Annotated in this window: 11 protein-coding genes; 6 read left to right on the top strand and 5 right to left on the bottom strand. The window is 33.0% G+C overall.

Annotated features, from left to right (window positions below; translation table 11 throughout):
- Window positions 1–327: 327 nt before the first annotated feature.
- Window positions 328–1,395, top strand: coding sequence for a tyrosine-type recombinase/integrase (locus tag Q361_RS11125; protein WP_103726811.1), 1,068 nt, complete (start codon window positions 328–330; stop codon window positions 1,393–1,395).
- A gap of 4 nt (window positions 1,396–1,399) precedes the next feature.
- On the opposite strand, the gene Q361_RS11120 is transcribed toward Q361_RS11125, so the two are convergent.
- Complete coding sequence (locus Q361_RS11120) at window positions 1,400–2,134, bottom strand: hypothetical protein (RefSeq protein ID WP_103726807.1); 735 nt, start codon at window positions 2,132–2,134, stop codon at window positions 1,400–1,402.
- A gap of 161 nt (window positions 2,135–2,295) precedes the next feature.
- Between Q361_RS11120 and polA the strand changes: the two genes are divergently transcribed.
- The 4 genes from polA (at window position 2,296) to Q361_RS11100 (ending at window position 8,126) form a co-directional block, all read left to right on the top strand.
- Window positions 2,296–5,130 (top strand): DNA polymerase I, encoded by a 2,835-nt coding sequence (gene polA / locus Q361_RS11115; RefSeq protein ID WP_103726806.1) that lies wholly within the window; start codon window positions 2,296–2,298, stop codon window positions 5,128–5,130.
- A gap of 32 nt (window positions 5,131–5,162) precedes the next feature.
- Entirely contained in the window at window positions 5,163–6,377 is a 1,215-nt protein-coding gene (locus Q361_RS11110) for a BaiN/RdsA family NAD(P)/FAD-dependent oxidoreductase (protein WP_103726805.1), read from the top strand.
- 145 nt (window positions 6,378–6,522) lie between these two features.
- Window positions 6,523–7,743 carry a metallophosphoesterase gene (locus tag Q361_RS11105; protein WP_103726804.1) on the top strand — a complete coding sequence of 407 codons (1,221 nt, stop codon included), beginning with the start codon at window positions 6,523–6,525 and terminating at the stop codon, window positions 7,741–7,743.
- An 86-nt stretch (window positions 7,744–7,829) separates the two neighbouring features.
- Complete coding sequence (locus Q361_RS11100) at window positions 7,830–8,126, top strand: thioredoxin family protein (RefSeq protein ID WP_103726803.1); 297 nt, start codon at window positions 7,830–7,832, stop codon at window positions 8,124–8,126.
- Here the strand turns inward: Q361_RS11100 and Q361_RS11095 are convergent.
- The 4 genes from Q361_RS11095 to rimP form a co-directional block, all read right to left on the bottom strand.
- Window positions 8,123–8,755, bottom strand: a complete 633-nt coding sequence (locus Q361_RS11095; protein ID WP_103726802.1) for a polysaccharide deacetylase family protein — start codon at window positions 8,753–8,755, stop codon at window positions 8,123–8,125. The two genes, Q361_RS11100 and Q361_RS11095, sit on opposite strands and share 4 nt — an antisense overlap.
- Window positions 8,756–8,843: 88 nt before the next feature.
- Window positions 8,844–11,681, bottom strand: a complete 2,838-nt coding sequence (infB, locus tag Q361_RS11090; protein WP_103726801.1) for a translation initiation factor IF-2 — start codon at window positions 11,679–11,681, stop codon at window positions 8,844–8,846.
- A gap of 50 nt (window positions 11,682–11,731) precedes the next feature.
- Entirely contained in the window at window positions 11,732–12,973 is a 1,242-nt protein-coding gene (nusA, locus tag Q361_RS11085) for a transcription termination factor NusA (RefSeq protein WP_103726800.1), read from the bottom strand.
- A gap of 12 nt (window positions 12,974–12,985) precedes the next feature.
- Window positions 12,986–13,453, bottom strand: a complete 468-nt coding sequence (gene rimP, locus Q361_RS11080; protein WP_103726810.1) for a ribosome assembly cofactor RimP — start codon at window positions 13,451–13,453, stop codon at window positions 12,986–12,988.
- Window positions 13,454–13,616: 163 nt separating this feature from the next.
- Here rimP and Q361_RS11075 point away from each other — a divergent pair, with 163 nt between their 5' ends.
- A complete protein-coding gene (locus Q361_RS11075; RefSeq protein WP_103726799.1) occupies window positions 13,617–14,441 on the top strand; it encodes a universal stress protein in 825 nt (274 codons plus the stop codon).
- Window positions 14,442–14,533 lie beyond the last annotated feature (92 nt).

Genomic DNA, 14,533 nt, shown 5'->3' with positions numbered 1-14,533 from the left:
TTTGTTTTCCGTTTTAAATCGTTAGACTTTACTAAATGTCCGCTAAACTTGAACCAAACTTTACTCGATTTCAGATAAAATTCAGCCGTTAGTTTTCTAATAGCTCAAAAAAAGTGGACATTTCGTCAAGTCTTAAAATTCAAATGGTTGTTCAAACTAAAATGTTTGACTTCTGAATCTCGTCGGAAGTATGGCACACAACACACAAATATACGCAATTGATTGTTATGGTTTATAAATTTCATAGTATTATTTTTCAACATGTTGTGTATTGTTTTGGTAAAATCTATTATTTTTACGCATAAATATCTATTAAAACACGTATATATGTTTGATAATAATAATTACACCGCTTCATTGGGAGAGCACAATAACAAAAAGGTTATTTGGGTACATTTTCCAAATAATATAGAGTTGCGTAAACAACTCAAAGAGGTTGCTGCCATTTATTGGAGCAATACTCAAAGGTGTTGGTATATGAAAGATTTGCCTTACTATAGAAGTTTATTTGATATAGATGTAGACATTGTTGGAAAAACAGTTCTTGGAAAAATACACCCAATAAATAGAGATGCTTTTATCGAATATCAAAATAAAATTGTACTTAAAGGTTTTAGTAAAAATACATTACGTACCTATTCTATAGAGTTTGCACAATTGCTGTATAAAATTCAAGAATTACCTGTGCAAGATCTTATTTATGAGGATCTGATTAACTATTTGTTGTATTGCCACAACATACTTCAACTTTCAGAAAATCAAATACACAGCCGTATAAACGCCATAAAGTTTTATTATGAACAAGTATTGAAAAGACCACGTTTGGTGTTTGATATTCCTAGACCCAAAAAACCAATGCTTTTGCCCAAAGCTTTAAATAAAGATGAAATCAAGAAAATATTTAGTGTAACTCAAAATATCAAACACAACCTTATTTTAAAGCTTGCTTATGGTATGGGTTTGCGGGTTTCAGAAATAGTAAATCTTAAAATAGAGCATATAGACAGTAATACTATGCAAGTGTTAGTTGCTTGTGCCAAAGGGAAAAAAGACCGCTATGTAAACTTACCTACATCAGTACTTGTAGAAATGCGTGAATATTATAAAATATATAAACCAAAAACATTTTTGTTTGAAGGCATTCATCATGAGCAATATTCTGTTCGAAGTGCTCAAGCAGTATTTAAAAACGCAATGAAAAAGGCAAATATTAATAAAACAATAGGCATACACGGGTTGAGACATAGTTATGCAACACATTTACTACAACAAGGAACAGATATTAGATATATTAAAGATTTGTTAGGACACAACGATATAAGAACAACTACAATTTATACACAAGTCACCAATAATTCGTTGCAGAATATTATGAGTCCGTTAGATAGTTTGTAACAGATTAAATAACTCCAATAATGCGTATGCCTCGCTGTTCTGTTGCAGGAGCGTTTTTATCTGCATTGTCGTACCAAAATTCTTCTATAAGAAAATAGTTTTTTGTACTGTCTATTTCTGTATTAATAAACGATATAGTATTCGATTGGTTCTTTATTGTTTGTGCAGTAAGTTCCAAAGCACCACTCATGGTAGTTTTAGATTCTAAAGTTTCTAGATTCAAGGCTATCCAATAATAGCGAATACGCATGATATGGTTTGGAGTAGGTACTAAAAAATTTTGTATTTGAATGTCTAATTTTACAGGCACTTCGGGAATTAAGTTGTATTTCGCATTAATAAAATCGGAACATTTATAAGTAGCACTTAATTCAAATCCTTGAAACATTTTTTTTGCTTCTGTATTTTTTAAAGCATCACCAATATTTCTTTGGCCTCTTTCATTTAGTGTGTCTAGTTTAACAGCATTTCGAAGCAACGAAACAATTTTATTATGTAAGTATGGTTCTTTTAGTTTTTTGGTAGCACCACCTAATGATAATCGTAACGCTCTACCAACTTTGGCACAATGACCAAACTCGGTAGAATTTTGGCGTACTTTGTCAAATTTAGGGTCTTCTTTTATCTTCTTTCCATCAAAACCACCGGTTTTACGTACTACAATTTTTCCGTTTAATTCATAAAAAGATAGTCCGTCTATTTTTCCTGTAAATTTAATATCACCCAATAGTTTTGCCATGTTTTTTATTTGTTTAATTAATACTATTTATTTGCTATATATAGCACTCATAAAGCGCAAATATACTGCTTTCAAAACGTAGTAAAAACAATATAGATGGCATATTTTAAAATAAGCACTTTTCTTTTTGTACATTTGAATCTCTAAAAAAATAATTTTAAATGTCACAAAAACGCCTTTTTCTTGTAGATGCTTACGCCTTAATATTTAGAGGATATTATGCTTTTATTAAAAATCCGAGAATTAATTCTAAAGGAATGGATACATCGGCCATTATGGGTTTTATGAATTCTTTACTCGATGTAATTAAGCGTGAAAAACCAGACCATTTAGCCGTAGCATTTGATAAAGGCGGAAGCCAAGTACGCAACGAAATGTATACCGAGTACAAAGCCAACCGCGATGAAACTCCCGAAGCTATAAAAATAGCCGTACCCTATATACATCAATTATTGCAAGCTATGCACATTCCTATTATAGAAGAAGAAGGTTTTGAAGCCGACGACTTGATAGGTACTTTGGCAAAACAAGCAGAAAAAGAGGGGTATAAAGTATTTATGGTTACTCCCGATAAAGATTTCGGACAGTTAGTGTCTGAAAACATTTTTATGTACCGCCCAGCTCGTATGGGTAACGATATTGAAATTTGGGGAGTAGATGAGGTAAAGGCAAAATTTGAAGTAGAACACCCACTGCAAGTAATAGATTTTTTGGGTATGATGGGAGATGCTGTAGACAACATACCTGGTTTGCCAGGTGTAGGAGAAAAAACGGCTAAAAAATTACTGGCAGAATTTGGTTCGATGGAAAATTTATTAGCAAATACAGATAAATTAAAAGGAGCTTTAAAAGAAAAAATAGAAGCAAATAAAGAGCAAGGCATTTTATCTAAAAAACTAGCCACTATTTTGCTTGATTGTCCTGTGCAGTTTCATGCCGAAGATTATGAAATGTCGCAACCCGATATAGAAAAAACCGACGCTATTTTTCAGGAATTAGAATTTAGACAACTAAAAGCGCAGTTTGATAAACTTTTTGCGGTTCAAAACACACAAGAGGTAGAAACACCCGTTGAACATAAAAAAGCCGCTCCCAAAAAGATAGAAAATCAATTCGATTTGTTTGGTTTTCAAGATTTAGACGATGCTGATGCACAAAACACAGAAACATATAATCCTTACAATACGCTAGAAAATACGTCGCACTTTTATCAAATAGTACAAGGCGATTTACCCTTAAAATTATTGCTTCAAAATCTAGTAAAACAAAAATCGGTTTGCTTTGATACCGAAACCACAGGTATAGATGCTCTAAATGCCGAGTTGGTAGGTTTAGCACTTTCTTGGGAAAAAGGCAAAGGGTTTTATGTGCCATTTCCAGAAAATCAACTTGAAGCGCAAGAACTCATAAACAAGTTTAAACCTTTTTTTGAAGATGAATCTATCGAAAAAATTGGGCAAAATATTAAGTATGATTTAAAAGTATTGGCAAATTATGGTATTCAGATAAAAGGCAAATTATTTGATACCATGATTGCACATTATCTTATCAATCCAGATATGCGCCACAATATGGATGTGTTGAGCGAAACGTATTTAAAATACAGCCCAAAATCGATAGAAACATTAATTGGGAAAAAAGGAAAAAATCAACTTTCTATGCGCCAAGTTCCATTAGAAGATATAAAAGAATATGCAGTAGAAGATGCCGATGTTACTTTGCAACTAAAAGAACATTTTCAACCTATTTTGGAAAAAGTAGGTACTAAAAAATTGTTTGACGAAATAGAAATTCCGTTAGTTCCTGTTTTGGCCACAATGGAGCGAGAAGGCATTAATTTGGACGAAGATTATCTCAAAACAATGTCTCTAGATATGCAAAAAGAAATAGACTTATTTGAGAATAAAATTTATGAGGAAGCAGGCGAAAAATTCAATCTGGCATCGCCTAAACAATTGGGTGATATTCTTTTTGATAAATTAAAAATTGGTGGCGCAAAGCAAAAGAAAACCAAAACAGGACAATATGCTACCGGAGAAGAAATTTTGAGTTATTTAGCGCTCGAGCATCAAATTGTACGAGATATACTAGAGTGGCGCCAATTGGTAAAACTTAAAAGCACTTATGTTGATGCTTTGCCATTGCAAGTAGACAAAAAAACGCAACGTGTACACACCGATTATATGCAAACCGTTGCGGCTACAGGTAGATTAAGTTCGAATAATCCTAATTTGCAAAACATTCCAATCCGTACAGAACGTGGTCGTCAAATACGCAAAGCTTTTATTGCTCGTGATGAAAATTACACCTTGCTTTCTGCCGATTATTCGCAAATAGAATTGCGCATTATAGCAGCACTTTCTGGCGAAGAAAACATGATTGCAGCCTTTAAAAACAACGAAGATATTCACAAAAGTACCGCCTCAAAAGTGTTTAATGTAACTCCAGAAGAAGTAACAAAAGAACAACGAAGTAATGCAAAAACTGTAAACTTCGGAATTATTTATGGTGTTTCGGCCTTTGGATTGTCCAACCAAACCGCTCTTTCACGCAAAGAAAGTGCCGAGCTCATAGAGGCTTATTATAAAACCTATCCAAAACTAAAAGGATTCATGCAAAATCAAATAGACTTTGCTCGTGAAAATGGTTATGTAGAAACCATATCGGGAAGAAGACGCTATTTAAAAGACATCAATTCTGCTAATGCTGTAGTACGCGGAGCTGCCGAACGCAATGCTGTAAATGCACCCATACAAGGTTCTGCTGCTGATATTATAAAAATAGCGATGATTAATATTCATAAAAAATTAACGGAAGAAAATTGGAAGTCGAAAATGTTGTTACAAGTGCATGATGAGTTAGTTTTTGATGTGCATCTTTCAGAATTAGAAAAAATAAAACCAATGATTAAGCACGAAATGGAAAATGCTTTTCAAATGGCAGTTCCTCTAGAAGTTGAAATAGGTATGGGTAAAGATTGGCTAGAAGCACATTAAGAAGAGTTTTATAACTAGATATATTTAATGCGTTGAAAAATAATTTTGACATACTTATTGTTGGTGGTGGAGCAGCTGGTTTTTTTACAGCGATAAACTGTGCCGAAAAATACCCTAGTGCTACTGTCGCTATTTTGGAACGAGGTAAAGAAGTACTTTCAAAAGTTCGTGTTTCGGGTGGTGGAAGATGCAATGTTACCCATGCTTGTTTTGTTGCCAATGATTTAGTGAAAAATTATCCAAGAGGTGAAAAAGAACTCAAAGGGCCTTTTCATCAATTTTGTAGTGGTGATACAGTAGCGTGGTTCGAAGAAAGAGGAGTGAAGCTAAAAACAGAGTCAGATGGCAGAATGTTTCCTGTTTCCAATAGTTCTCAAACTATTATTGACTGTTTTATTTCATTAGCAAAAAAACATAAAATAGAGATACTTACGCAACAATCTGTTCAAACTATTTTTTACAAAGATGAGAGTTGGAAAATAGAAACGTTACAGCAACAATTTACCTCCGAAAAATTAATTGTTGCCACAGGTAGTAATCCAAAAATTTGGAATCTACTACAAACTTTAGGACATAGTATTGTAGAGCCAGTGCCTTCGTTATTTACGTTTAATATTACAGATAAAAATTTAACCCATTTAATGGGGATTTCTGCTCATGTAGGCTTAAAAGTACAAAACACCAAACTTGCAACACAAGGGCCTATGCTCATAACACATTGGGGAATAAGCGGGCCTGCAGTTTTACGCTTATCTGCTTGGGGTGCGAGAGTATTGGCAGAGATGAATTACACATTTACGATACAAATAAATTGGTTAGTAGATACTACAAGTGAAGATGCTACTGCAATGTTATTAGAATTGAAAAATACGCACACTAAAAACTATATCATCAACAAGCCTCTTGCAGATTTTCCAAAACGCCTTTGGGAATATTTTTTAACGTTGGCCAATATAGAGCCAACACAAAAATGGGCAGATGTTACAAAAAAGCAGTTGCAAAAGCTAACCGAAATACTATGTGCTACTGAATATATTGTTTCGGGAAAAAGCACTTTTAAAGAAGAATTTGTAACCGCAGGTGGTGTAAATCTCAAAGAAATTAATTTCAAAACGATGCAAAGTAAATTGTTTTCAAATTTATATTTTGCAGGCGAAGTGCTTAATATAGATGCAATTACAGGAGGTTTTAATTTTCAAAACGCATGGACAGGAGGTTTTATTATATCAGAACATTTGTATAACTAATGTGTAACTTACTCAATATTGTAAAACCAGTTATCGTAAATAATTATAAGATTTCATTTGATAAAAAACCAACTTGTGTTAATTTTATTTTAATAACTAAAACATAAAAATTCTATTAAATACCTTTGTTTTTTATTTTTATACTATGCCAAAGTGGATTATTCCAGTAGTACTACTATTGTTGATTGAATATTATTCTTTTATTGCTTTTAAAACAGCTTTTAAGTCGTCAAAGCTAAATGTTGTTTATATACTAGTTTCAATAGTAACATTTTGTGTTATCGTTTATGGTTTTTTTCAGTTTGATAGAAGCGTAGGTCAAACCAGCCAAACGCTTTTTACACTTGGTTTAATGCTCTTGTTTTTAATTCCAAAATTTATAATAGTTGTGCCTCTTTTGCTTGAAGATTTTTATCGATTGGGTAAAGGTATTTTCAATTATGTTCAACATAAACCTACACCTACTTTTCTACCCGAAAGAAGAAGGTTTATAAGTCAGGTAGCGCTCGGTTTGGCAGCTATTCCGTTTGGTTCTTTAATTTACGGTATGACAAAAGGGAAATATAATTTTAAAGTGATAAAACAAACCGTTTTTTTTGATGATTTACCCGAGGCATTTAATGGTTTTAAAATAATACAAATTTCTGATGTACATAGCGGGAGTTTTGATAATAAAGAAAAGATTGAATATGCTATTGATTTAATCAATCAGCAAGAAGCAGATATGATGCTTTTTACTGGAGATATTGTCAATTCTTTAGCATCAGAAATGCACCCTTGGATTGATACTTTTCGTAAAATCAAATCATTTTCTTATGGTAAATATGCCGTATTGGGCAATCATGATTACGGCGAATATTTGGATTGGAAAGGAAATAAGAATGCCAAAGCTCAAAACTTCGAAGAAATTAAACAATTGTATGGAGATATAGGGTTTACATTGCTTCTTAATGAAAATAAAACGATTCAAAAAGATAATGATGCACTAGCGTTAATTGGTGTTGAAAATTGGGGACTTAACTTTAAGCAAGCTGGCGATTTAAACAAGGCTTCACAAGGAGTAGAGAAACAAGATTTTAAAATTCTAATGAGTCACGACCCAAGCCATTGGGATGTTGAGGTTCAAAACCACCCAAAAAACTACCAACTTACGCTTTCTGGACACACACATGGATTGCAGTTTGGTATAGAAATACCTGGGTTTTTAAAATGGAGTCCAGTTTCGTTTAAATACCCGCATTGGGCTGGCTTGTATGAAAATCAAGGGCGTTATTTGTATGTGAACAGAGGGTTTGGGTTTCACGCCTATCCAGGTAGAGTAGGTATTATGCCTGAAATTACCGTTTTGGAGCTAAAAAAACGTTAAAATGTGGTATAATTACATAATTATGTTAAATTTGTAATTAGAATGTTCTATTTTATTTTTAAAAAATAGAAATCAAATTTGTACATATGTCAAAATTTGGAGATCTTATTAGTGCTCAAGTGCCTGTTCTTATCGATTTTTATACCGAATGGAACGAATCTGCAGTAGCTATGCATCCTGTAATACGTGATGTGGCAGCAGCTTTGGGAGATAGAGCAAAAGTAATAAAGATTGATGTAGATAAAAATCAAGAGTTGGCTCAAGCCCTTCGTATAAAAGGATTACCTACTTTGATGATTTATAAAGATGGTCAAATGGTTTGGAGACAAAGTGGTGAGCTAGATGCCAATACTCTAATTGGTTTGGTGCAAGAGCAACTTTAATGTAAAGACTCAAACGAATAGCCTTTTTGTTTTAAAGATTTTAGTATTACGGGTAATGCTTTTTGTAGATTTGGAAAAGCTTTAATACTGTCGTGAAATACTATTATGCTACCTGGTTTTATGTTGTTTAAAACTCGTTCAATACATGTTTTGTAGTTTATAGAAGCATCATAATCTTTACTAAGCACATTCCACATTATTATTTTAAAGCCTTTTTTTCTTAGAATTGTACTTTGTTTATTTGTGATTTTACCATAAGGAGGACGAAATAATTTTGTTGCAGAAGTTGTATGCTCTTCTATCTCTTTTTGACATTTTAAAGTATTTTCAACATAATCTACTGTATTGGCATTCCAACCCTTTAAATGATTGTAGGTGTGATTGCCTATTGTATGTTTATTTTGAAAAATTTTAAGGAATATTTCTGGGTGTTTGTTGATGTTATCTCCAATACAAAAAAATGTTGCTTTAGCATTGTATTCTGTTAATAAATCGAGTACCCAAGGTGTAACTTCAGGTATAGGGCCATCATCAAAAGTAAGATAAACCACAGGCTTTTTTGTAGAAATTCCCCATATATAATTTGGAAATATCAATTTTACAAAACTATAAATCCATTGATGTTTCATTTTGTACCTATAGTATTTATTAACTAGAGTATACAATAAAGGAGCACTTGTGTTGCACTCCTTATATTATATACGTTTAGAAATTTAATTATTTCAATTTTTTCTTTACTTCTACTTCTTGGAAAGATTCAATAATATCGTTTATCTGGATATCGTTGTAGTTTTTAATTTGTATACCACAGTCATACCCTTTAGAAACTTCTTTTACATCATCTTTAAAACGTTTTAAAGCGGTTAATTCTCCAGTAAAAATAACTACGCCTTCTCTAATAAGACGTATTTTAGAATTTCTAAATACTTTACCATCGGTAATCATACATCCTGCAATAGTTCCTACTTTAGAAATTTTGAATGTTTCTCTAATTTCTGCAGTACCTGTAATTTCTTCTTTAAGTTCAGGAGAAAGCATTCCTTCCATAGCGTCTTTTAAGTCGTCTATAGCGTCATAAATAATAGAATAGTTTCTAATATCAATTTCTTCTTTTTCTGCTAATTGTTTTGCAGCTCCTGCTGGACGAACATTAAATCCAATAATAATGGCATCTGATGCAGAGGCTAAATTAACATCAGACTCGGTAATGGCACCAACACCTTTGTGAATAATTTTGATTTCGATTTCTTCTGTAGAAAGTTTTGAGAATGAATCTGCTAATGCTTCTACCGAACCATCTACGTCTCCTTTTATAATGATGTTTAATTCTTTAAATTGACCTAAAGCAATTCTTCTTCCTAATTCTGCAAGAGTTGTATGTTTTTTAGTACGAGCCGATTGTTCACGTATAAGTTGCGTACGTTTTGCTGCAATTTGTTTGGCTTCGCGTTCGTCTTCATATACATTAAATTTATCACCTGCAGTTGGAGCTCCATCTAAACCTAAAATAGAGATAGGGGTAGAAGGGCCTGCTTCTTTTACGGTTTTGCCTCGTTCGTCGTGCATGGCTTTAACTTTACCATGATTTTTTCCTGCCAATACATAATCTCCTACACGCAAGGTTCCTGCTTGTACCAAAATAGTAGATACATAGCCTCGTCCTTTATCCAATTGAGCTTCTACAACAGTACCAAGAGCAGGTTTGTTTGGATTTGCTTTTAAGTCTAATAACTCGGCTTCTAGCAATACTTTTTCCAACAACTCTTTTACACCCATACCCATTTTGGCAGAAATATCGTGTGATTGGTATTTTCCTCCCCAATCTTCAACAAGCAAGTTCATTGCTGCTAATTTCTCTTTAATTTTTTCAGGGTTTGCAGTAGGCTTATCTACTTTGTTTATGGCAAATATCATAGGTACACCTGCTGCTTGGGCATGTGAAATAGCTTCTTTTGTTTGAGGCATGATGTCGTCGTCTGCAGCAATTACAATAATCGCAATATCTGTAACTTGAGCACCACGTGCACGCATCGCAGTAAAGGCTTCGTGACCAGGTGTATCTAAAAACGTAATTTTTTGACCATTTTCTAGTTTTACAGAATAGGCACCAATATGTTGTGTAATTCCTCCAGATTCTCCCGCAATTACATTTTCTTTACGAATGTAGTCTAGCAAAGATGTTTTACCATGATCTACGTGTCCCATTACGGTAACTATAGGTGCGCGGCTTACTAAATCTTCTTCTCTATCTTCTACAACTTCTACATTTTCTTCAATGTCTGTAGTGATAAACTCAACTTCATAACCAAATTCGTCAGCAACAATAGTTAGAGTTTCTGCATCCAAACGTTGGTTCATAGTAACCATAATACCCAAAGACATACAAGTTCCAATAACTTTTGTGATAGGAACATCCATCATTGTTGCAATTTCTCCTACGGTAACAAATTCTGTTACTTTAAGTACTTTGCTTTCTAGTTCTTGTTGTAATTGTTCGTCTTCTGTACGCTGACGGTGAGAATCTCTTTTATCTCTTCTGTATTTTGCAGCTTTAGATTTATTTCCTTTACCTTGTAGGCGTTCTAAAGTTTCTTTAATTTGGTTTTTAACTTCTTCTTCGGTTGGCTCAACTTTTTGTACTATAGCTGGGCGGTTTCCTTTTTGAAAACCTCCTTTTGAACCAAATTTATTATTGCCACCAGGTCTATTATTGCCATTTTGCTGATTGGTATTTGGAGTTGTTCCTGGTTTTGCATCTTTTGAAGGAATGCGTTTTCTTTTGTTTTTATCGCCAGGTTTATTGTTGTTTCCTGATGTATTGTTTTGATTTGTTCCAGGTTTGTTGTCTTCTTTTTTCTTTTTAGGCTTTTCAAATTGAGACAAATCTATTTTTTGACCTGTAAGTGTTGCTCCCGATAGTTTTTGATACTGAGTTTCAAAGCGTTCTTCAACTACAGCAGGTTCTTCTGTTGAGGTTTTGGCAGGTTTTTGTTCTGCTACCTTTGGCATTTCTTTTACTTTCTCAACAGCAGGTTTAATTGTAGGAGCTGGTTTTTCTATTTTAGCTTGAAGAACTTCTTTTGGAGCTGTTTTTGGTGTTTCTTCTGCTTTTTCTTCTGTTTTTTCTTGTACCGAAGGCTGTGTGTTTTGAGATTCCTCAACTTTAGGTTGTGGTTTTACAGGTTCAGAAGGTTTTGTGTCAAGTTCTATTTTACCTACTTGCTTAGGGCCTGTAACAACAGCTTTAGCTTTTATTACTTCCAATCGTTGGCGTTCTTCTTCTTGTTTTCTTTTCTCTTCAAGTTCTTTTTCTCTTTCTAGTCGAAGTGCCTCTTTTTCTTTTTTAATTTCTTCGCTTACTCCTTTTGAAGCTTCTTTATTGCCTTTGTCGCCCGCAAATTGATTGCATAGGATACCATAAACATCATCAGAAATTTTTGTATTTGGATTTGCTACAATTGCAATTCCCTTATCTTTTAGATAATCTACAGCTCTTTCTAAAGAAATGTTTAATTCTCGTAAAACTTTACTTATCCTTATATTTCCTTCTGACATATAAAATTGTTTGTTATTTTTTTGGTAAAGACTTTTTTATTGGAATAAAATTAGTCTTCAAATTCTTCTTTTAATATTTTGACAACCTCTCTTACGGTTTCTTCTTCTAAATCTGTTCTTCTTACTAAGTCTTCTACAGAGTGTTTTAGTACGCTACGTGCTGTATCTAAACCTATTTTTGCAAATTCATCGATTACCCATCCATCAATTTCATCTGAAAACTCTGTCAATTCTACATCATCTTCTTCTGCGGTAGCTCCTTCTCGTATTACATCTAGGTCATAGCCTGTAAGAAAACCTGCTAATTTTATGTTTTGTCCGCCTCTACCTATTGCTTTAGAAACTTCTTCCAATTTCAAATAAACTTCTGCTGTTTTTTTATCCTCATCTATTTTTACAGAAGACACTTTTGCAGGGCTTAAAGCTCTTGTAATCAATAACTGCGGGTTGTTTGTGTAGTTTATTACGTCTATATTTTCGTTTTGTAATTCACGTACAATACCATGTATACGAGAACCTTTCATACCTACACAAGCTCCAACAGGATCAATTCTATCATCGTAAGAATCTACAGCAACTTTTGCTTTTTCTCCTGGTATACGAACTACTTTTTTAATAGTGATAAGTCCATCAAACACCTCTGGGATTTCTTGTTCAAATAGTTTTTCTAAAAACTTTTCTGAAGTTCTAGACATTACTATTTGAGGCTTATTACCTTTTAATTCAACATGTTCTATAATTCCTTTTACATTGTCTCCTTTTCTAAAAAAATCAGAAGGGATTTGTTTTTCTTTTGGAAGAACAATTTCATTTCCTTCATCATCTACCAAAATTACAACTTTTGGTCTTACATGATGTACTTCTGCCGAATAAATTTCGCCAACTAAATCTTTAAATTGTTTGTATAAGTTGGTGTTGTCGTGTTCGTGAATTTTTGAAATTAAGTTTTGTCTTAAAGCCAATATAGATCTTCTGCCTAAGTCTATAAGTTTTACTTCTTCCGAAACGTCTTCGCCAACTTCAAAATCGGGCTCTATTTTTCGAGCTTCAGACAAGGCAATTTCTTGATTCTCATCTTCAACTTCATCATCTGCAACCACAACACGGTTTCTCCAAATTTCCATATCTCCCTTGTCAGGATTTATGATAATATCAAAATTGTCATCAGAACCATATTTCTTTTTCAAAGCATTTCTAAATACATCTTCGAGTATTGCCATAAGGGTAACTCTATCAATAAGTTTATCGTCTTTAAATTCTGAAAATGACTCAATTAATGCAATATTTTCCATTACAATTCGTTATTAAAATTTTATTATTACAACTGCTTCTTTTATTTTATTGTAAGGCAGTTCTAGCGTTTTTTTTACGGTTTCTTTTCCTTTTCCTATTTTTTTAGGTTCTCTAGCAGACCAAGATAGTGTTATCAAATCATCGGTTGCATGGGTTAAATAGGCTTCGATAATTTCTCCATCGGTGGTGGTTACTTTTAATATTCTGCCAATGTTTTTTTTGTATTGTCTATTCATTTTTAATGGAGTAGAAACTCCAGCAGAAGCCACTTCTATAGAGAAATCTTCTTCTTCGCGGTCTAAATTATGTTCTACAGCCCTACTTATGTCAATACAATCTTGAAGTGTTACTCCAGTATCACCATCGAGAACCACAGTAATTTTATTACCTTCGGCTATTTTTAAATCGATTAAAAAAACAGAAGGTTTTTCTTGTAAACCTTGCTCTAATAGCGCCTGTACTTTTTCTTTAAAACTCATTTTTTTATAAAAAGAGGCACGCTGTGCGTGCCTCATTACTTCATCTAAATAAACAACGTTGCAAATATAGAAAATTATTTTAAAATATAAAAATCATTGTATTACGATATTTTTTTGTAACTTTATCCTGTCAAAAAAACTATATTTTACATTCAAATTTCTTATGAAAAAAATTCTTATTCCTACCGACTTTTCAAAAAACGCTGAATATGCATTGAAAGTTGCTGCACAAATAGCTAGAAAAAATGATAGCGAAATAATTTTATTACACATGTTGGAGTTGCCGCATCAAGCCAGTGACGCTTTAACTACTGGAAAAGATATTCCTGAAATCATGTTTTTCAAAAATGCCGCCATGCGTAGATTGGAAGATTTAATGGAAGAAGATTATTTGGAAGGCTTAAACATTTCAGAAGTAATTCAGTTTGAAATGGCTTTTGATGGTATTTTAAAGCTGAGCAAAAAAAATGAAGTAGATCTAATTGTTATGGGTTCGCATGGCGCAAGTGGATACAAAGAAATGTTTATAGGTTCTAATGCAGAAAAAGTGGTTAGAAATTCAGATGTGCCTGTTCTTATTATCAAGAAAGAGCAAGAGAATTTTGAGGTAAACGATTTTGTTTTTGCTTCAGATTTTGCTAAAGAAATTACAAACCCTTTTCAAAAAGCAGTCGATTTTGCCAAAAAGTTCAACGCAAAGATGCATTTGGTAACCATCAATACGCCTAATAATTTTATTACTACTTCTGCAGCCAATGATGCGATGAATGAGTTTGTGAAAAAATTTGATATTTCTAATTACGAAACTCATATTTACAATGATTCTAATGTAGAAAAAGGAATTTTAAATTTCGCCAATAGTATAGATGCCGATTTAATTGGTATGAGTACACACGGACGTAAAGGATTGGCACATTTCTTTAACGGAAGTATTAGTGAAGATTTGGTGAACCACTCTACCAAGCCTGTTGTTACATTCAAAATATAACAGATATATACATTACTAAATAAGCGAGCTATTGTATTAATGGCTCGTTTTTTATTTATTTAAAAATCAAAGAGATTAAATTAAAGATACAA

It is taken from the genome of Flavobacterium croceum DSM 17960, from assembly GCF_002917885.1.
Taxonomy (GTDB): domain Bacteria; phylum Bacteroidota; class Bacteroidia; order Flavobacteriales; family Flavobacteriaceae; genus Flavobacterium; species Flavobacterium croceum.
Note: the sequence above shows the minus strand (reverse complement) of the source record. Positions and strands in the feature narration are given on the sequence as shown.

Excerpts from the sequence above, each read along its gene's own strand:
- Q361_RS11125 (WP_103726811.1), top strand. The coding sequence starts at position 328 with ATGTTTGATAATAATAATTACACCGCTTCATTGGGAGAGCACAATAAC.
- Q361_RS11075 (WP_103726799.1), top strand. The coding sequence starts at position 13,617 with ATGAAAAAAATTCTTATTCCTACCGACTTTTCAAAAAACGCTGAATAT.
- rimP (WP_103726810.1), bottom strand. The coding sequence starts at position 13,453 with ATGAGTTTTAAAGAAAAAGTACAGGCGCTATTAGAGCAAGGTTTACAA.
- nusA (WP_103726800.1), bottom strand. The coding sequence starts at position 12,973 with ATGGAAAATATTGCATTAATTGAGTCATTTTCAGAATTTAAAGACGAT.
- polA (WP_103726806.1), top strand. The coding sequence starts at position 2,296 with ATGTCACAAAAACGCCTTTTTCTTGTAGATGCTTACGCCTTAATATTT.
- Q361_RS11095 (WP_103726802.1), bottom strand. The coding sequence starts at position 8,755 with ATGAAACATCAATGGATTTATAGTTTTGTAAAATTGATATTTCCAAAT.
- Q361_RS11120 (WP_103726807.1), bottom strand. The coding sequence starts at position 2,134 with ATGGCAAAACTATTGGGTGATATTAAATTTACAGGAAAAATAGACGGA.
- Q361_RS11105 (WP_103726804.1), top strand. The coding sequence starts at position 6,523 with ATGCCAAAGTGGATTATTCCAGTAGTACTACTATTGTTGATTGAATAT.
- infB (WP_103726801.1), bottom strand. The coding sequence starts at position 11,681 with ATGTCAGAAGGAAATATAAGGATAAGTAAAGTTTTACGAGAATTAAAC.
- Q361_RS11100 (WP_103726803.1), top strand. The coding sequence starts at position 7,830 with ATGTCAAAATTTGGAGATCTTATTAGTGCTCAAGTGCCTGTTCTTATC.